The following is a 19,227-nucleotide window of genomic DNA, read 5'->3' on the forward strand; positions in this document are numbered from 1 at the left end:
GCAATCACCATGCCCTGTAGGTTATAATTCTTTACCATCATAATGGCGAGGTGCAGGAGATGAGAAACAAGGGATACAAGGTGCGCCGCATGCCCGCTTCCGGCAAGAAGGGTGAGGGAAAGACCGTGGATGAGATCGTGAAGGAACTCCAGTCGATGAATGCCCCGAAAAACGATTACCGCGAGCAGTCGCTCAAAATCTACGGCCTCATCTGTGCAAAATGCGCGAGGGAATTCGAATATAAAGACAGGCATCTTCTTACGGTGCACCACAAAGACGGGAACCACAACAACAACCCTCCCGACGGCTCAAATTGGGAGAACCTCTGTGTCTATTGTCATGATGAAGAGCACACGAAGGGGATGCTCGGAGATTATCTCAGCTCCGACAGGTGAATTGGTTCAAAAAAACGGGGATCGAATGGATGAGAGAATAGAATGCGGCGCCAAGGTGAATAATCCGCCCCGGCTCTCCTATGTCAGTAGCGGAGAGGGACTGGAGCTGGGCAGCCACGCTTTCTTGAGGCCCTTGCCTCCCTGCTGCGCTCAAATCGCTTCACCTTATTGGGCGCGTATAATCGGCGCCGTATCGAATACAGGCGGTCGAGAGGTCCTCGTGAAAGTGATCGCCACCCTCTTCGACGAAGAGGGCAGGACTCTCGGCACACATTTCGATTTCATGGCCCTCGATGGAGGCGAGAAGAGCGAGTTCGATATTAAAATCACCAGCTTTTATGACCATGCCTATGCCTACGGCCTCGAAGTCACGGAAAGCGGAGATATCTGAAGGTTTGACCAAATCACTGAAAAGAGAAGAGAAGGTCCTTGAAATTGTCGATGTTTCTCTCCCCGACGGATTCGGCGTGGGCAAGGAGGAAGGCTTCGTATATTTCGTTCCCGGCGCCGTGGCGGGCGACATCGTGCGCATCGGAATAAGAAAGAGGGATCGCCGTTTTTCCGTGGGAGATATCCTCGAGATCATCCGGCCGTCCTCTCACAGGGCTCAACCTTTCTGCGGCCACTTCGGCTCCTGCGGGGGATGCACTCTTCAGCACATCGCCTACGATAGGCAGCTCGAGATCAAAGAAAACCATCTCCGTCAGGCCCTGGCCAGAATAGGCGGAGTGGACCTCGAATCGGTTGAGATAGCCCCAATTGTGCCTGCGCCGCACCAGCAGTGGGGCAGGAACAATATAGAGCTGTCTTTCGGGCGGGGAAAATCAGGACTCGTGCTCGGACTGCGCGAGCGGGCTGCTCCCGGAAAAAGCTATGAAGGAAAGGTGGTTCCTCTCTCACAGTGTCCCGCCTTCAGTACCGCAATCGATTCGATCGTGCCGGTCGTCTCGGAGTACTTCAACCGGAGTGGACTTACCCCGTACGATCCTGGTCGTAAGAAAGGAATTCTTAAACATCTCCTCCTGCGGGAGTCCAAATCCACCGGCCGCATCATGGCCGTGCTCGAGACCGCGCCGGGCCCTATCATATCCCTGTCCGCCCTTTGGCACGAGCTCCGTGAGAGGGTTCCCCGACTGGGGTGCTTCTACCGCGCCGTGAGCAAGGGTAGCGTCGATACGGGCCTCTATGATTACGAAGAGCATCTCTTCGGCGCCGCTTCGATCGAAGAATCGGTGGCAGGCCTTACATTCCACATATATCCCCAATCCTTTTTTCAGGCGAATACCGCGGTCGCAGAGCTTCTCTATGAGAGCGTTCTCGAGGTGGCCCGACTTGGGAAGGGCGACAAGGTCCTCGGTCTCTACTCCGGCATGGGTCCCCTCGAGATTATTTTGTCCCGAAACGCCCGCCGGGTGACCGGGGTCGACTCGAACCCTGCCAATATCATAAACGCCCGCCTGAATTGCCAGGTAAACGATATCATGAATTGCGTTTTCATTGAGGGGAAGGTCGAGCAGTTGAAGAGCCGGCTTCCTTCCGGACCCGATCTACTCGTCATCGACCCCCCAAGGGGAGGCGTGAGCCCGCAGGGACTCAGCCTCGCAGTATCCCTCAATCCGTCGAAATTCATCTATATCTCCTGCAATCCCTCCACCCTCGCACGGGATATCGGCCTTCTCAGGGGCAGCGGGTACCGGCCGGTGAAAATTCTCCCTTTTGACGCCTTCCCTCACACCTCCCACCTGGAGACCCTGGTGCTGCTCGAAACGGGCGGCCCCTTTTGAAACTCCGGGTTCGCCATGGTATAATAGGGACATGAAAAAAATTATTTCTTTCGATCTGGACGGAACCCTCGTGGACGGCATTTATGGTGAAATGGTGTGGAACCACGGGGTTCCCGAGGTCTATGCGAAGACCCACGGCATTACATTTGAAGAGGCAAAGAGATTCACGCGCAAAGAATTTGAGTCACTGGGCGATGGAAGGCTGGAATGGTACGATATCGATTACTGGCTGCACCGTTTCGGCCTCCCCGTCTCGCCTCCGGAGCTTCTTGACCGCTATGAACGCCATATAGAGCTCCTGCCTCACGCGAAGGAGGTGCTCACGGCCCTTCAGAAGAGGTACACGCTTATTATCGCATCCAACGCGGCGCGGATCTTCGTTGAAAAGGAGATCTCCTTCACCGGCATCGGAGTACACTTCACCCACATCGTATCGGCCACGAGCGACTACGGGATCGTCAAGAAAGGAGAAACGTTTTACAGGACTCTCCTCGACAACCTTTCCGTATCCCCGGACGAGGTCGTCCACGTGGGCGATCACAGGTTATTTGATTACGAGGCCCCTTCCCGGTTCGGCATAGAGTCCTATCATCTCTGTTCCGAGGGTAACGGCAGCCACAAGATTATACACGATCTGAAGACTCTCCTCGAGAGACTATGATGGAATGTCCAAAATGCCACGCCCCTCTCGACGGTGAGCGAATCTCCTTCAGGGACGAATGCCCTCTCTGCGGGACCGACCTCCACGCCTGCATCTACTGCCGGTTCTACGACCAGGGCAAGGCCAACCGCTGCAGAGAGCCTCAGGCCGATTACGTCCATGAGCGGGACCGTGCCAATGTCTGTGAATATTTCAATTTTGAATATAAGGACGCCTCAAGGGCCTCCGGAAAAGATGCCGCCCAGAAGCTCTGGGATGAGGTGTTCAGGAAGGGCTGAGGTCTCCCGCAAGGCCTTATTCTGCAATAATTAACCTTTTACTCCGGCGGCGCTCCACCCTTTTCGGGCCCGGCGGCACATTCCTCGAGCACTCGCAGGATCGGCATATAATCGTAGTTCTCTACCAGACGCCCCAGCGCATGTGCCAGAGCTGCGTCTCTTTCATTGATCCCGATAACAATCCTGGAAATCGACTCCTGGTCAGCCCTGATCAACGCATCCGAAAGCTCCTGCCGTAGTGATGACGAAAGCCCTTCCAGCGCGGCCGGCTTAAAAAATCCGTCATCCGTCTCCGGCAACCCTGTCCTCTCCCCGTATAAGTATTCGATTCCAAGGTGTCTCCGCATGCAATCGAATATCTCTTCAGGACGGTAAGGCTTACGCACCAGGTCGTCCATATCCGCAGCCATAACCTCTTCCTTATGCTCCACAAGTGCCGAGGCCGTAACCGCGACGATCTTCACGTCCCTGCCGCCCTCGAGCCCTCGGATCGCACGGGTTGCCTGGAGACCGTCCATGACGGGCATACGCCGATCCATCCAGATAAAGTGCGGCTTCCACTCTTGAAAAAGACGCACCCCTTCCCGGCCGTTTACCGCGCTCTTCACACGGAGACCCACACCTTCCAGAAGGCGTGTGAGAAGGAGTCTGTTTTCCGCCTGGTCTTCCACAATCAGGATACGCCACTCCTCGGGTCCGGGCGCAATGGCAACGGGTCTTGCCCTTTCCTTCAGGGACGACTCCCTGACCGGCTCGTCGCTCACCTTTGCAGGCAGCTCAACACGAAATAGCGAACCCGTGCCGGGGGTGCTTTCCACCTCAATTTTTCCACCCATCAGTTCAACGAACTGTTTCGTAATAGCGAGACCGAGACCGGTCCCTTTCTGGGCGCTCGTCTTCCCCACCTGCACGAAAGGGTCGAATATATCGCGCCGGTCTTCCTCGCTGATACCGACGCCGCTGTCCTCCACCTCTATCGCGATCACGGGGCCCCGGAGCCGGAGGTGCAAGGTGATGCTGCCACGGTCGGTAAATTTCACGGCATTGGTGAAAAGGTTTATGATCACCTGCCTCAATTTCACCCCGTCGCTACGAACTATTTTAGGAAAATCATACGATTGGTCGAGAAGAAGATCGAGCCCCTTCTTTGCTGCCCGTTCCTGCATCATGGCCATTATTTCCCGCATCATGGCATGGAGGTCCACGGGCTCTTCATCTATCTTGACGCGACCCGCTTCGATCTTCGCCATATCGAGGACGTCGTCAATGAGAGAGAGCAGGTATTCCCCGCTACGCCTGATTATCTCGAGGCTCTCTCGCTGCACGGGGGTTGTGGAAGGGTCGTTTTGCATGAGATCGGAAAATCCGAGGATGCCGTTCATCGGGCTTCTCAGCTCATGGCTCATATTCGCGAGAAAGGCGCTCTTGGCCCTGTTCGCATGCTCCGCCCGCTCGGTTGCCTCCGCCAACTCCCGGCTGCGAACGATAAGGGCGGAGTTCGCCTGGGCCAGTTGCCCCAGGGTCTTCCGCCGTTGCAGGCTCACACGGATGAGAGTTATCACCAGTAGCGTCTCCAGTGCAAACGCGGCGAACGCAAGGAGCACATAATTCCGATAGCGCTGCCAAAGCGTTTTCTCGCGGTGCAAAATCACGCTTCCCGGCGGCAAGCGAGTATCAGGAATACTCCATTTCCGAAGCGCGGGAGCATCAAAATAATATCCGGTCAGCTCTTCCTTCAGCTGCTTTCCGGATAATCTGAGCGGTGAATCATACCCTGCAGCGATAACACGGCTCATCAAACCGCCTTCTTTCTCGCCGCTCCTCAAGAACCCCCCGACCACATTTCCCTTCATGTGAGAGTCAAGGACCCCGAAAACAGGAACCGAAGCGGATTCGCCGAGCCGTTGAGCCACCCTTTCCTGATAACCATGCTTCCCCAGGCGGTCATAGGACATCCCGAGATAGAGAATGGCTGCAGTCCTCGGAAGCTTTCCTGCCTTTTCATACACCTCTTCAAAAGAGAGATTGTCCCAGAACTCGAACTCCGCCCTGCCGGCGAAGGCACGTGACGACTCCCTCAGGTCTCCGAAGATTCCGGCAGCCCGGTGGCCGGGATCACCCACCACCACAATACGTCGTGTCTGCGGCAGGACGTGGAGGATAGTGGCAATTGCAATCTTTCCTCCATCGGAAAGGGCAGAGAAAGAGGCGTCCTGAGAAATACCCGGCGTATTGGCTTTCCCGATCATGTTGAAAAAGAGCCGGGGAGTTCCGGAAAAGAGGCCCGGGTTGCCGGAAAGAAATTCAGCTGCGGGCAATGACTCGGTAAGGACCATATTGAACTTTGTGGAGCAATATTTTGCCGCGAGGTATTCAGCGAGCGCCTTCCGGCCGTCGGCCGTTTCGAGACGGCCGAGGTCAAGCTGCTCCTCGTATACATCCGGCCGGATGCCTTCCGGTATTTCATGCAAACCTTGTGCAAGGCCCTTTCGCACGTTTGCGGTGTAACTGTATCCGTCGTTGAAGGAATAAAGCACGAGTGTTTTCCGGTTTTCTGCTGTTTCCTTTTTTTCTCCCCACGAAGGAACGGCATAGAAGATGAAAAGACAGCACAAGGCCCAAACCAAATACAGATTGCCTCTCCCATGGCCGGAAAACCGTGCTATCGCCGCCCCCTGACGCCCTTTGGAAGAAGAAACCTTTTCACTCATGGCGGATACAATTCCGGCCGGCCTCTTTGGCTGCATAAAGGGCGCGGTCGGCGGCCGCCACCAGGGAAGAAGGAAGAGACCCGCTCTCCGGTAAACGCATAGCTACCCCAATGCTCACCGTCACGAAACCACGGTCGACGGCTGAATCGGGAATGGGTTCGTCTATGAAACGGGACTGAATATCTCTTGCAATGTTCATTGCCCCTTCCAATGGGGTATCTGGCATCACCACCACCACTTCCTCTCCCCCGTAACGCGCGACCAGGTCGGTGGAGCGACGCAGCACCGTGCGAACCTTCTCCGCCACCGTCTTCAGGCAGGCATCGCCGGCCAGATGGCCGTAGGTATCGTTATATAGTTTGAAGTGGTCCACGTCGATCATGGCCAGAGAGAGGGGGGTCCCGCTCCTCATATGGCCGTTCCATTCCCTCTCCAGGACCCGATCGAAACATGGGCGGTTGGCAATGCCAAGCAGTCCGTCCGTCTCCGACAGGCGCGTCAACTTTTCGTTTGCCTCGATCAAGGCCTGATTGAGCCGGGCCAGCTCCCGCCGTGACCTGTAGAGCTCGATGTGGGTAGTCGCCCTCGCCAGAACTTCTTCCCGCCTGAAAGGCTTTGTGATATAGTCCACCCCGCCCGCCTGAAAAGCGGCGAGTTTATCTTCGACGTCGGCCGCGGCGCTAATGAAGATCACGGGAATAGGCCTCAACATCGCGTCTTCCTTGAGACGCCGGCAGACTTCAAACCCGTCGAGCCCCGGCATGCGTACGTCCAGAAGGATCAACTCCGGCGGCTCCATACCGGCCGACCGCAGCGCCAACTCACCGTTATTGAGCGGCCGTACACGGAAACCCTCGGAAGCAAGCGTTTCCGTCAGGAGTTTAAGGGAAGCAGGGGTATCATCGACGATCAGGATATTACTGTTCATTACCACTCCACTTTGGCTTCGCAGACACGCCCGAAGACCTCCTGCTGAACGGTTAGGCCCTGTCTCACGGCCTTCAGCCCACCACGGTTGCAAAACCTACGCGCGAGCCGGATGACAGCCGTGAATGATTATCGATTGTCCGGGAAATATCTTAAATGACGTGAACCGCTGCAGGGGCTCCACAAGATGGATACGAGAAAAAAAGAGGCGGCCCTTATCTCCGGGCGGGCCTCTCTCAGCGCGCAGTCTTTAGCCGGTCGCGGGATCGGGTAAATATGATTCGGTATTTTTCGGAATCCGCGTCGAAACAGACCATGCACCCCTTCGCCCCGCAACTCCCTTCGTTCAGCTCGTCTTTGGGTGGAAGCGGTTCGACGAGGACTTCAAGACCGAGGGATTCATAAAGCTCGGCCATTTCCGACAGACGGGGCTCACAGCTGACGAATTTCTTCTCCCATCCGTCGCGTGACAATTCCTCTTCCCTGGTCATCACGGCGCCTTTTGGGACTGAAAATAGTCCACCGTTCTTTTCAAACCATCGCCCAGGGTGACGCGGGGCTGCCAACCGAGGTGCTGCCTGGCCTTCGCGATATCAGGGCACCTTCTTTTTGGATCGTCCTCGGGCAGACGCTCGAATACGATCTCGGAGGCCGATCCCGTCATCTCCACAATCTTTCTGGCGATTTCAAGGATCGATACCTCTTCCGGGTTGCCGAGATTGATGGGGCCGGAAAATCCCGACAGATGGGGCTTTGTATAGTCCGTCTGCCTTTCCGTCTCGCCCTTCTCGTAGTCCATCATCCGTACCATGCCCTCTATCATGTCTTCAACATAACAGAAGGACCTTGTCTGACTTCCGTCTCCGTAAATGGTGATCGCCTCGCCCCGCAGGGCTTGTTCTATGAAATTACTCACCACCCGGCCGTCATCGGACCGCATTCTGGGGCCGTAGGTATTGAATATACGGATGACTTTTACATCCACCGAATTCTGCCTCATATAATCGAAAAAAAGCGTCTCGGCGACTCTTTTGCCCTCATCATAGCAGCTACGCTTACCGATAGGGTTCACGTGCCCCCAGTACTCCTCAGTCTGGGGGTGGACCTCAGGGTCTCCGTACACCTCGCTGGTGGATGCCTGCATTACCCTCGCCCGCACCCTCTTCGCAAGGCCGAGCACATTGAGGGCACCCAGGACGTTGACCTTTGTGGTCTTCACCGGGTTATACTGGTAATGAATCGGACTTGCGGGACAGGCCAGGTTGAAGATCCAATCCACCTCTACGAGAAGAGGTTCGGTGATGTCATGCCGGATCATCTCGAAGCGCGAATTTGCCGTGAGGTGACAAATATTCTCTTTTCTGCCCGTAAAGTAATTATCCAGGCATATTACCTCATGTCCGTCCTTGAGCAGCCGCTCCGAAAGGTGGGAGCCGATAAATCCGGCCCCTCCGGTGATAAGAATTCGCTTTGGAATAGAATAAGTGCGATAGGTATACATTTCTCCCTCATGAGAGGCGGGGAACGGTTTACTCCGAATCCCGGGGCGCTTACCTCTTGATCTCGCGCAAACTTCTACCTCGCCGGCCTTCCGATGCAACTGTAATAGAAGCCGTGACCAGCTACGGTCGCAGGATTGTACTGGTTCCTTCCATCGAATATAACAGGCGCTTTCATCACAGATTTCATCCGGTCGAAGTCCGGCTCTCTGAATGAAAGCCATTCGGTGACCAGGATAAGCGCGTCTACATCCTGAAGTACGTCGTACTGGCCCTTACCGAAGACAATATTCGTGTTTCCCTCGAAAATTGCGCGGGCCACTTCCATGGCTTTCGGATCATAAAGCATGCAGAAGGCCCCCCTCTTCGTCAACTCATCGACAATGTAGACGGCCGGGGCCTCCCTCATGTCGTCCGTATTGGGTTTGAATGCCAGGCCCCAGACGCCGAATTTTCGTCCCTTCACGTCGCCGCCGTAATAGTCGAGCAGCTTGTTCGTAAAGGCGACCCTCTGGGAGGCATTCACCTTCATCACGTCTTCCAGTATGGAAGCCTCGCATCCATAATCCTGACATGTCTTTATGAGAGCACGCACGTCTTTGGGGAAACAGGAGCCGCCGAAGCCTACGCCGGGAAAAAGAAATTTTGGTCCGATCCTCGAATCGCTTCCCATGCCCCGCATCACCATCATTACATCGGCCCCCACTTTCTCACACATGGCCGCAATCTCGTTCATAAAGGAGATCCTTGTGGCAAGCATGGAGTTCGCCGCATATTTTGTCATTTCACTCGATCTTACATCCATCGCGAGAAGAGGCGCGCCCGTGCGGGTGAAGGGTGAATAAAGCTCTTTCAGTATCTCCCCTACCCTGCTATGCTCGACCCCTACGACTACCCGTTCGGGCTTCATGCAGTCATCGACTGCCACGCCCTCTTTCAGAAATTCGGGGTTCGATGCGATATCAAAGGCGATACCGGCGGCCCTCGCTTTCAATTCCTCGTCTATCGCTCCCTTCACCTTTTCGCAGGTTCCCACGGGAACGGTGGATTTGACTACCACGATCCTGTATTTCTCCATCACCTTACCGATGCTATGGGCCACATTCATCACATATTTAAGGTCCGCGGAGCCGTCCTCATCCTGTGGAGTATTTACGGAGATGAAGACGATGAGTCCATGGTCGACGGTTTCTTTGATATCGGTGGTGAACCTGAGCCGCCCTTCATCCATGTTGCGCTTCACTATTTCCTCGAGGTGAGGCTCATAGATGGGAATGATCCCTTTATTCAGGTTTTCAATTTTCACGTCATCTATATCCATACAGATTACGTCATTGCCTGTCTCGGCAAAGCAAGCCCCCGTGACGAGGCCGACATATCCCACTCCGATAACCGATATATGCATAAAACCTCCATACCGTATTTGTCCCTTTATTTACCTGGAAAAGCCCCGGAAAGTCAACTATATTATACGTATAAGCGACCCGGGGGTCAAGGTGGGGACCGAGATTTCCCGAAGTTGGGAGAGGCGGAAAAACAACTGCCCCGGACAGCGAATAACCTATTGAAATAATATCCATATTATGTTAACATTTAACCCGTTAGTGGGCTCGACCCGCTATTTTACTTTATAGGTCATGGTATACGAACAGGAGATCATAGAAAAGATCGAGTCCCTTCTCGCGCCCATAGTTCGCGAGGAGGCGGTCGAACTCGTCGATGTGGAGTTCAAGCCGGCCGGAAAGCGGTGGGTGCTTCGTATCTTCATCGATAAAGAGGGCGGCGTCACCATCTCCCATTGCGAAAAGGTCGCCAGGGAGCTCGGGAGACTGCTCGACGTGGAGGATTTTATCGAGCATGCCTATACTCTTGAAGTATCGTCACCGGGGCTGACGAGGGCATTGAAGAAGAAGGAAGACTTTGCCCGGTATAAAGGGCAAAGGTGCAAAATCGTAACGAATGAGCCCTTGGACGGCAGAAGCGAATTCAAGGGAGAAATCGTCAATGTTGACGACGATAAAGTTGAGATTAAAGGAAAAATAGGTGTATTTACTGTTCCGATATGTGCTATAAAAAAGGCAAACTTAGAATTCGAATTATAAGGGGTACACATGTATTTTGATTTAAATTACGTGATCGAGCAAGTGGGAAAGGAGAAGGGCATACCGAAGGAAACCCTTATCTCCGCCCTCGAAGAGGCCATACTCTCCGCCTCCAAAAAGAAGTACGGCAGCCATCTTGATCTCGAAGCGAAGTATAATGAAGAGCTAGGCGAAATAGAGGTCTTTCAGTTCAAAACCGTCGTCGAGGAGACAAACGAGCCCGATGTGGAGATATCCATTGAAGAGGCGAGAGTACATGATCCCGAGTGCGAGATAGGCGACAGCATAGGCATTAAGATGGATACTTCGTCCCTCGGCAGGATCGCTGCCCAGACCGCGAAGCAGGTAATAGTCCAAAAGGTGCGCAATGCCGAGAGCGATGTCATTTATAACGAATATAAAAGCAAGAAGGGTGAAATCGCAACAGGGGTGGTTCAACGAGTCGAAAAGAATCATTATGTGATCAACCTGGGGAAAACGGAAGCGGTATTGCCTGTCAAAGAAGTGATACCCGGCGAGGGATTCCGGCAGAGAGACAGGATAAAAGCATTCATTCTTGACGTGGAGAAAACCCAAAAAGGCTGCACCATCCTGCTTTCGAGGACCCATCCCGGTTTTCTCATGAAGCTCTTCGAGCTGGAAGTCCCGGAAGTACAGGAAGGGATAATAAAGATCGTCGGCGCCGCCAGGGAGCCTGGCGAGAGAGCAAAGATATCCGTACACAGCACGGACACCGATGTGGACCCTATAGGGGCCTGCGTGGGAGTAAAAGGCTCGAGAGTGCAAGCGGTAGTCCAGGAGCTGAGAGGCGAAAAAATAGATATCATACCATGGAGCAAAGACCCCGCGAAATTCGTGTGCAATACTCTTGCGCCTGCCCGGGTATCCAAGGTTTACATAAATGAGGAAGAGCATTCGATGGAGATCATCGTGAATGATGATCAGCTTTCAGTCGCCATAGGGAAAAAAGGACAGAACGTGCGTCTCGCATCGAGACTGACCGGGTGGAAGATAGATATTAACAGTGAATCAGAGGTTGAGATTACGTCGCGCAAGATTATAGAAGACTTAATGGAGAAATTGAAAGTCAGCGAGATTCTTGCCCGCATTCTCCACGACGAATACCTGAGAGACCCTCAGGACCTCGCAAAGCTCACGTCCGAGGAGCTTAATAAGATTACCAGCATTTCTATCGAAGACTGCAAAAGGATTATAGAACAGGCAAAACTGGTCAGAGACAAGGAAAGGTCGGAAAAGGCCGAGGAGCGGCAGGAAGAGTCAGCAGCCGAAACAACCGAAACGGCCGATGCAACCGAGGCAGCCGATGCAACCGAAACGGCCGAGGCAGCCAAAGCAACCGAGGCAACCGAAACAGCCGAGACTCGGCAACCGTAGAAATCCAAAAAGAGCAGACGGGACTTAGGAAGGATTAAGGAATGACGAAAATAAAAATCACCACCCTCACCGATAAAATAAGCGATGATGAGATTCTCTCAAAACTCAAGGGGATCGGTGTAAAAATAAAAGATAAGGCGAAAGATGAGACGCCTCACGAAGAGGCAAAAGAAAAATCTGCGCCTACCGGAGAGACTCTTGTGGAAAAGAGAGTGGCCTCCACCATAATACGAAGACGGGTTCAGGCGCCCCCGCCTCCTCCACCGGTTGAAGAGAAGCCGGAGCCGGTAGAGGAGAAAGCCGATATAAAGGAAACTTTAAGAGCGACGGAAAAAGAGAAAGCTGCCGCGAAGCCGAAAGAGCGGACCCGGGAGATCACCAGGACCCCCGTGGCCGGCGCGTCAGAGATTGAAGCTCCTCCTCCCGAAGAAGGGGCCCCTGTTGCCGCTATCGAACCGGACCGTGCCCCGGAACAGGAGGCGGTCGCGGAAGAACCCTCCAAAGGCGAGATCGAGCGGATGGGCCAGGATAAGGAAAAGGAGATCACAAAGGTCCTGGAAGAAGCTTATAAGCAGGATCTCGAGAAAGAGGTCCCCCTTACTGATGAAACCGAAGAAGAGAGACAAAAGAAGAAAACAGAGAAGCTTCTGAAGAAGATAGAAGATGCTGAATTTGCGGAGACCAAGGGAGTAAAGAAAAAAGGTCTCCTCAAAAGGAAAGTGGTGATAAAGGAAGAAGATCTTTACACCTTCAGGAGAGGCAAAGGTAAGCCCATGCCCGGCCGAAAGTCGAGAGATCGCCTGGATGACAGGCATGACGACGACAGGAAGGCGGAGGGCAGACAGGCCCGCAAGATCATAAAAGTGGGAGACGCGATCCAGGTAAGCGAATTCGCGAAAAAACTGGGCGTCAAGGCTCAGGACATAGTAACGAGACTTCTTCCCCTGGGCATCATCGTGCCTATCAATCAGAATATCGATTTCGATACGGCATCTTTCATAGGGAACGAATTGGGTTATGACATCGAAAAAATCGTCTCCATCGAGGATGAGTTCCTCGCCCTCGAAGAGGAGCAGAAGGAAAGCAGCAGCAGGAATCTGAGACCCCGTTCCCCGGTTGTCACCATAATGGGTCACGTCGACCATGGGAAAACCCTCCTTCTCGACACCATCCGGCACACCAATGTGGCGGAGAAAGAAGCGGGCGGCATTACCCAGCATATTGGAGCTTATGTGGTCAACATCGAGGGAAAGGAGATCGTCTTCGTCGATACTCCCGGACATGAAGCCTTCACCTCCATGAGAGCCCGGGGAGCACGGGTGACCGACATTGTCGTGCTCGTGGTAGCCGCAGATGACGGAGTAATGCCTCAGACGATCGAAGCGATCAATCACGCGAAGGCGGCAAATGTTCCCATCATAGTTGCCATTAATAAAATAGATAAGCAGAATGCGAATGTCGACAGGGTCCTGAAGGAGCTCACCGAGTACGGACTGGTCCCGGAGGATTGGGGCGGCACCACCCTCTTCGCCAAGATTTCGGCGAAACAGAAAGTGGGAATAAAGGAGCTCCTCGAGCTGATCGCTCTCCAGGCGGAAATGCTGGAGCTTACGGCCGATCCGGATCAGCTTGCGAAAGGTATAATCATAGAGTCGGAATTGGACAAAGGCCAGGGGCCCATAGGAACAGTGATCATTCAGGAAGGAACCCTTAAAATAGGAGACCCTTTTATCGCCGGCAGCATGTTCGGCCGGGTTCGGGCAATGCTGGACGACAAAGGAAAGCGAATTCAGAAAGCCCCGCCCTCGAGGCCCGTCCTTGTGGTGGGATTCCAGGACGTACCTCATGGTGGAGACCGGTTTATCGTCACCACGGAAGAAAGGTATGCGAGAGAGCTTTCCAAATTCAGACAGGAACGCCTCAAGGAAAAGGAGATTACGAAAAGCTCCCGCACCACCCTTGAGGAGCTTTATTCCAAGATGCATGAAACCGGAAGGGTCACCCTCAATGTCATCGTGAAAGGCGACGTGAGAGGCACCATCGACGCAATCGTGGAAGCCCTGAGGAAACTATCGAACGATCAGGTAGAGATCCAGATCATCCACAGCGGCGTGGGCGCGATCACTGAAACGGATGTAAACCTCGCCATGGCGTCAGGCGCCATCATAATAGGTTTTAACACGAGACCCGTGGCCAAGGCACAGGCCCTGGCCGAGCATGAGAAGATCGATATCAGAACCTATTCAATCATTTATGAATTGATAGACGAGATCAGGAAGGCCATGGAAGGCATGCTCGCCCCCAAGATTGTGGAGACGGAGATCGGCAAGGCCGAGGTACGGAAGGTGTTCTCCGTGTCAAGGATCGGGACCATTGCAGGATGTTACATGACCGAAGGAAAGGCCACCAGAAACTCCATAGTAAAGGTTTCCAGGGCGGGAAATATCCTGTTTACCGGAAAATTGGCTTCTCTTAAAAGGTTTAAGGATGATGTCAAAGAAGTTCTGGCCGGTTACGAATGCGGTATATCGGTAGAAGGGTTCAATGATATCAAAGAAGGTGACGTACTGCTATTTTCCATACAGGAAAAAGAAAAACAGACTCTTGATGGTTGAGCAGCATGATTGTCGGTGTCTCGACTATAGAGATGTTCTTTTCTGAAAACCACTCTCTGAAAGACAAAAGGCAAACCACAACGAAGATAGTGGAGAAGATAAGGACGAGGTTTAACATTTCCGTCATGGAAGTAGAACAGACCAATCTATGGCAGAGGGTCGAGATCGCCTTCGCCATCGTGGGTGTGAAAAAAGATCATGTAGAGGCGGCGATCGAGAATGTCCACAGGTTTGTAGAATCCCTTTATGTGGGGGAAATCATCAATACCAGGACAGAAATCATAATGATGTGAGAATTTTATGAAGTATAGAAAACTAAGGGTTCAGGACCAGATACGGGAAGAGGTTTCTTCGATGATTCAGAGGGACATCAAAGATCCTGGTATTGGTTTTGTAACCATAATGGAAGTTAAGATGTCGGAGGACCTGAAGGTGGCCAAGATATTCTGCTCCGTCTATGGAGATGACGAGACGAAGCAGAAGACCCTTGAAGCACTGAAAAGGTCCAAAGGATATATCAGGTTTCTTCTCGGGAAGCGTATAAAGCTACGTTATACCCCTGAACTGATCTTTGTGCTCGACAAGACATTCGAGACTGCGATGAAGATCGACGAAATACTGAAGAAGGAATCCCATGCTCCGGAAGATTAAGACGATCATTGCCGAAAACGACCGCTTTCTCATCACGAGCCATATCGATCCCGATGGCGATGCAATCGGCTCTGCCTTTTCACTCTCCTGGGCCTTAGAGACGCTGGGAAAACATCCCACGGTCTATCTCAGGGATGAAATCCCTTACAAATACCAGTTCCTGCCCCTTCCTCCCCGGTTTACGAGAAAGTTTCCGGAGGAGAGGTTCGATGCGGTCTTTGTGGTCGATTGCGGCAATCTTTTCAGGGTCGGAGCAGGCTACGAGCGGCTGAAGGATATGGGGCCCCTTGTGAACATAGATCATCACCAGACGAATGAGGCTTTCGGCGCGGCAAATCTGATCGATGAAAAGGCGTGCTGCGCGGCGGAGATACTTTACGGCCTCTATGAATTCCTGAACATCCCCCTCTCCCACGACATGGCGATCAATATTTATACGGCCATTTTGACGGATACGGGTTCATTCCGTTATGAGAACACGAATATCGCGGCCTTTGCAATCGCCCAAAAAATGGTAGAGGCGGGGGTAAAGCCGTCCTACGTATCACGGATGGTCTATAACAGTCATCCCAAGGAGCGGTTTAAGCTTCTCGGCCTTGTCCTTTCTCAACTGGAGACATTCAACAGCGGCTCCATCGCGATGACATTCGTAACCGATGACATGTTCACAAAAGCCAATGCAACAAAAGAACTGAGCGACGGGTTCGTCGAGCTCGTGAAAGAGATCAGGGGAGTCGACGTGGCAGCTCTTCTGCGGCAGGTTCCCGACGGTTATAAGATCAGCCTCAGGTCGGCAGGGGCGATCGATGTCGCCCATGTCTGCGGCCTCTTCGGCGGCGGCGGGCACAAGAATGCTGCCGGCTGTACCATTGAAGGTGATCTGGAACAGGCGAGAAATAGACTTAAGGAGGCTTTAAACATCCAGTGAACGGTTTTCTAATAATCGATAAAAGCTCCGGAATGTCATCTTATGATGTGATACGGAGGCTTAAGAGAATCCGGTCTTTTAAGAAGATCGGCTACATAGGCACCCTCGACAGGAATGCGACGGGGATTCTGCCGGTGGCTATCGACGAAGCAGTGAAGCTGATCCCTTTTCTCGAGAACGGCCGAAAAACATATAAAGCGACGATTCTCCTCGGCACTACCACGGATACGCTCGATATAGAAGGCACGGTGCTCTCGGTTGTGGAGACCGAGCCCTTTGATATAGAACGCCTGAAAAACGGACTCACCAGGTTTGAGGGTAAAATCACCCAGCAGATTCCCGCCTATTCTTCAAAGAAGGTAAACCGAAAGCCTCTCTACAAGTGGGCAAGAGCGGGCGTCGCCATGGAGCCTCAGACCAAAGAGGTCGAGATATTCGATGTCCATCTCCTCGATTACGCCCATCCCTACGTCACCATTGAAGTATCGTGCTCGAAGGGCACCTATATCAGGGCACTCGCTCAGGAATTCGGGGCGGACCTCGGCTGCGGCGCAACCCTTCATGCACTCAAACGCACCAGGCATGGCGAGTTCGCCGAAGGGATGTGTGTGGACCTCGATCGCATAAATATCGAGCAGGACGTGGTAAACAGTTTAATATCATTAGAGGATGTGTTAAAATACGTGAAGGAGACCGTTTTGGAGCCGCCTTTGGAGAAATTTCTGAGACAGGGTATGCCTGTTCCGCTCCTCGGAACCAGGTCGGAGTGGCTTCACGGCGAGTTGACGAGGATTTTCAATGCAAAAGGGGATCTTATTGCGATAGGTACTGCGGATACGCTCTCACGAACGATAAAAATAAAACGACTGATTAATAATTAATATTAAGGAGGTTAACATGTCACTTACCCCTGGACAAAAATCTGCTGTTATAGAGGGTTACAAAATCCACGAGAAAGATACCGGCTCGCCGGAGGTCCAGATTGCCCTTCTCACGGAACGGATCAAGACTCTCACGGAACACTTCAAGGTTTATTCGAAAGACCACAATTCGAGAAGAGGTCTTCTCGTGCTGGTGGGAAGCAGAAGAAGGCTTCTCAACTATCTGAAGGATACCAATGTGGATCGTTATAAAAAACTCATCGAGAGGCTCGGTTTAAGAAAATAACCTCCAGAGACAGAAAGGAAAATTATGAAACAAAGTGTTACTATTGAATATGCGGGAAGACCATTAACGATCAGTACCGGCGAATTGGCAAAACAGGCAGGAGGCAGTGTGGTCGTGCAGTATGCGGACACGGTGCTGCTGGTGACGGCTGTCGCCCGGAAAGAGCCATCGGACAGGGATTTCCTCCCTCTTACGGTAAATTATCAGGAGATGGCGTACGCGGGCGGTAAATTTCCCGGCGGCTTTTTCAAGAGAGAAGGACGGCCCGCCGCCGGCGAGGTACTCATCTCCCGGCTCATCGACAGGCCCATTCGCCCTCTCTTTCCCACCGGCTACCGGCACGAGACCCAGGTCATCGCCACCGTGCTCTCCGCCGACCAGGAATGCGATCCGGGCATACTGGCCATGACAGGCGCCTCGTGCGCCCTCACTATCTCCGACATACCCTGGGAAGGCCCGATTGCCGGAGTCAAGATCGGCAGGAAGGAAGGCTCTTTCATCGTGAACCCCACTGCGGCCGATATGACGGAAAGCGATATCGATATCGTCGTAGTCGGTACGAGGGATGCAATAATGATGGTCGAAGGCACGGCGCAATTCGCGACTGACGCAGATCTTCTCGAAGCGATCCAGTTCGGGCACCAGCAGATTATTCCCCTCATCGACCTGCAGGAAAAGCTGAGAGACCTGGCAGATCCGAAGCCGAAGTGGGCTCCCCAGGTGAAAGAAGCGCCCCAGGGGCTCAAAGAGGAAATGAGAAAGAAGTACGAGGCCGATCTTATCGCCTCCTTCGGTATTAAAGCGAAGCTCGAACGGGGCGAGAGCCAGAACCAGCTCTTCAAGAGTATCGTCAAGGAGTATCCGGACATCGAGGAACCCATCGTCTACAGCGTTTTCGACGACGTCACGAGAGACGTTCTCAGGGAGCAGCTCCTCTCGACCGGGAAAAGGATAGATGGTCGCGCGAATAACACCATCCGTGATATCAACTGCCGTGTGGCCGTGCTCCCCCGCACCCACGGCTCCGCACTCTTTACCAGGGGAGAGACCCAGTCCCTTGCCGTGACCACCTTCGGGACATCGGACGACGAGCAGAAAATGGAATCCCTCATGGAAGGCGAGAGGTACAAGACCTTCCTGCTTCACTATAACTTCCCCCCCTTTTCGGTGGGCGAGGTATCGATGCTGCGCAGCCCCTCCAGGCGCGAGGTAGGGCACGGGAACCTGGCCGAAAGGGCTTTGTCCCATATCCTTCCGTCCAAGGAAGATTTCCCTTACACCATCAGAATCGTGTCGGAGATCCTTGAATCTAACGGGTCGTCATCGATGGCCACGGTCTGCGGCGGCTGTCTCTCCCTTATGGATGCGGGCGTACCCATTAAAGAACCCGTTGCCGGTATCGCCATGGGCCTCGTGAAAGAAGGAGATACGGAGATAGTCCTCACCGATATCCTGGGCGACGAGGATCATCTGGGAGATATGGATTTCAAGATTGCCGGAACAAGGGACACCATAACCGCCATCCAGATGGACATCAAGATAAAAGGCATTACGAAAGAGACCATGTGGAAAGCTATCGTCCAGGCAAAGGAAGGGATCGGGACAATCCTCGGTATTATGACGGAAACATTGAGCGCCCCGAGAGAAAACCTGTCGCCCTATGCCCCGAGAATTTATACGATCACTATTAAGCCCGACAGGATAAGAGACGTCATCGGTCCGGGCGGCAAGATCATCAAGAGCATCGTCGAGCAAACCGGAGTGAAGATTGACATCGAAGATTCCGGAGTGGTGAAAATAGCATCTCAGGACGAAGAGTCTGCAAATCAGGCAATCGAGATAATCAGGGGTCTCACGAAAGAAGTCGTGGTCGGTGAAATATATCTCGGCAAGGTTAAGAAAGTTATAGATTCAGGCGCCATCGTCGAGATTATGCACGGCACCGACGGTTTCGTGCATATAAGCCAGCTTGCGGACGGTTACGTGAAAAAGGCCTCCGATATCGTGAAGGAGCGGGAAGAGATGCTGGTAAAGGTTATCGACGTCGAGCCCAACGGGAGAATCAAGCTTTCCCGAAAGGCTGTTCTCAAGGATCAGGAGCAAAAGGAATAACA

General features: G+C 53.1%; 19 protein-coding genes. 14 read left to right on the plus strand and 5 right to left on the minus strand.

What is annotated here, in order from left to right; translation table 11 throughout:
• Positions 1 to 59: 59 nt before the first annotated feature.
• Genes VGJ94_07665 through VGJ94_07685 form a run of 5 tightly spaced genes read left to right on the plus strand, consistent with a single transcriptional unit; the run spans position 60 to position 3,118 of the window.
• On the plus strand, positions 60 to 395 hold the full coding sequence (locus VGJ94_07665; GenBank protein HEY3276482.1) for a YajD family HNH nuclease: 336 nt from the start codon (positions 60 to 62) through the stop codon (positions 393 to 395).
• 25 nt (positions 396 to 420) lie between these two features.
• Positions 421 to 786, plus strand: coding sequence for an FxLYD domain-containing protein (locus tag VGJ94_07670; GenBank protein ID HEY3276483.1), 366 nt, complete (start codon positions 421 to 423; stop codon positions 784 to 786).
• 4 nt (positions 787 to 790) lie between these two features.
• Positions 791 to 2,179, plus strand: a complete 1,389-nt coding sequence (gene rlmD / locus VGJ94_07675; protein ID HEY3276484.1) for a 23S rRNA (uracil(1939)-C(5))-methyltransferase RlmD — start codon at positions 791 to 793, stop codon at positions 2,177 to 2,179.
• Positions 2,180 to 2,210: 31 nt separating this feature from the next.
• Positions 2,211 to 2,840, plus strand: a complete 630-nt coding sequence (locus VGJ94_07680; GenBank protein HEY3276485.1) for an HAD family hydrolase — start codon at positions 2,211 to 2,213, stop codon at positions 2,838 to 2,840.
• Positions 2,840 to 3,118, plus strand: a complete 279-nt coding sequence (locus tag VGJ94_07685; protein HEY3276486.1) for a hypothetical protein — start codon at positions 2,840 to 2,842, stop codon at positions 3,116 to 3,118. Before VGJ94_07680 ends, VGJ94_07685 begins: the two co-directional genes overlap by 1 nt.
• 38 nt (positions 3,119 to 3,156) lie before the next feature.
• Here the strand turns inward: VGJ94_07685 and VGJ94_07690 are convergent, their stop codons facing one another.
• The 5 genes from VGJ94_07690 to VGJ94_07710 all read right to left on the minus strand — a co-directional run bounded on the left by VGJ94_07690 (position 3,157) and on the right by VGJ94_07710 (position 9,660).
• On the minus strand, positions 3,157 to 5,745 hold the full coding sequence (locus tag VGJ94_07690) for an ATP-binding protein (GenBank protein ID HEY3276487.1): 2,589 nt from the start codon (positions 5,743 to 5,745) through the stop codon (positions 3,157 to 3,159).
• Positions 5,746 to 5,821: 76 nt separating this feature from the next.
• Positions 5,822 to 6,757: a diguanylate cyclase gene (locus tag VGJ94_07695; GenBank protein ID HEY3276488.1), complete on the minus strand. Its 936-nt coding sequence runs from the start codon at positions 6,755 to 6,757 to the stop codon at positions 5,822 to 5,824.
• Between the two features lie 235 nt (positions 6,758 to 6,992).
• Complete coding sequence (locus tag VGJ94_07700; GenBank protein HEY3276489.1) at positions 6,993 to 7,247, minus strand: hypothetical protein; 255 nt, start codon at positions 7,245 to 7,247, stop codon at positions 6,993 to 6,995.
• Positions 7,247 to 8,257 carry a UDP-glucuronic acid decarboxylase family protein gene (locus VGJ94_07705; GenBank protein ID HEY3276490.1) on the minus strand — a complete coding sequence of 337 codons (1,011 nt, stop codon included), beginning with the start codon at positions 8,255 to 8,257 and terminating at the stop codon, positions 7,247 to 7,249. Before VGJ94_07705 ends, VGJ94_07700 begins: the two co-directional genes overlap by 1 nt.
• Positions 8,258 to 8,331: 74 nt before the next feature.
• Positions 8,332 to 9,660 (minus strand): UDP-glucose/GDP-mannose dehydrogenase family protein, encoded by a 1,329-nt coding sequence (locus tag VGJ94_07710; GenBank protein ID HEY3276491.1) that lies wholly within the window; start codon positions 9,658 to 9,660, stop codon positions 8,332 to 8,334.
• A 232-nt stretch (positions 9,661 to 9,892) separates the two neighbouring features.
• On the opposite strand from VGJ94_07710, the gene rimP reads away from it, so the two are divergent.
• From rimP to pnp, 9 genes are read left to right on the plus strand one after another with little or no spacing between them, the layout of a single operon-like run.
• Positions 9,893 to 10,357, plus strand: coding sequence for a ribosome maturation factor RimP (gene rimP / locus VGJ94_07715; protein HEY3276492.1), 465 nt, complete (start codon positions 9,893 to 9,895; stop codon positions 10,355 to 10,357).
• Positions 10,358 to 10,366: 9 nt separating this feature from the next.
• Positions 10,367 to 11,752: a transcription termination factor NusA gene (gene nusA / locus VGJ94_07720; GenBank protein ID HEY3276493.1), complete on the plus strand. Its 1,386-nt coding sequence runs from the start codon at positions 10,367 to 10,369 to the stop codon at positions 11,750 to 11,752.
• A gap of 41 nt (positions 11,753 to 11,793) precedes the next feature.
• Complete coding sequence (infB, locus tag VGJ94_07725) at positions 11,794 to 14,367, plus strand: translation initiation factor IF-2 (GenBank protein ID HEY3276494.1); 2,574 nt, start codon at positions 11,794 to 11,796, stop codon at positions 14,365 to 14,367.
• A gap of 5 nt (positions 14,368 to 14,372) precedes the next feature.
• A complete protein-coding gene (locus tag VGJ94_07730; protein HEY3276495.1) occupies positions 14,373 to 14,660 on the plus strand; it encodes a DUF503 domain-containing protein in 288 nt (95 codons plus the stop codon).
• Between the two features lie 7 nt (positions 14,661 to 14,667).
• Positions 14,668 to 15,018: a 30S ribosome-binding factor RbfA gene (gene rbfA, locus VGJ94_07735; protein ID HEY3276496.1), complete on the plus strand. Its 351-nt coding sequence runs from the start codon at positions 14,668 to 14,670 to the stop codon at positions 15,016 to 15,018.
• Positions 15,002 to 15,946 (plus strand): bifunctional oligoribonuclease/PAP phosphatase NrnA, encoded by a 945-nt coding sequence (locus tag VGJ94_07740; protein ID HEY3276497.1) that lies wholly within the window; start codon positions 15,002 to 15,004, stop codon positions 15,944 to 15,946. Before rbfA ends, VGJ94_07740 begins: the two co-directional genes overlap by 17 nt.
• Entirely contained in the window at positions 15,943 to 16,827 is an 885-nt protein-coding gene (truB, locus tag VGJ94_07745; GenBank protein ID HEY3276498.1) for a tRNA pseudouridine(55) synthase TruB, read from the plus strand. Before VGJ94_07740 ends, truB begins: the two co-directional genes overlap by 4 nt.
• Positions 16,828 to 16,843: 16 nt before the next feature.
• Entirely contained in the window at positions 16,844 to 17,113 is a 270-nt protein-coding gene (gene rpsO, locus VGJ94_07750) for a 30S ribosomal protein S15 (GenBank protein ID HEY3276499.1), read from the plus strand.
• Between the two features lie 24 nt (positions 17,114 to 17,137).
• Complete coding sequence (gene pnp / locus VGJ94_07755; protein ID HEY3276500.1) at positions 17,138 to 19,225, plus strand: polyribonucleotide nucleotidyltransferase; 2,088 nt, start codon at positions 17,138 to 17,140, stop codon at positions 19,223 to 19,225.
• Positions 19,226 to 19,227 lie beyond the last annotated feature (2 nt).

Source organism: Syntrophorhabdaceae bacterium (assembly GCA_036504895.1).
Classification (GTDB): domain Bacteria; phylum Desulfobacterota; class Syntrophorhabdia; order Syntrophorhabdales; family Syntrophorhabdaceae; genus PNOM01.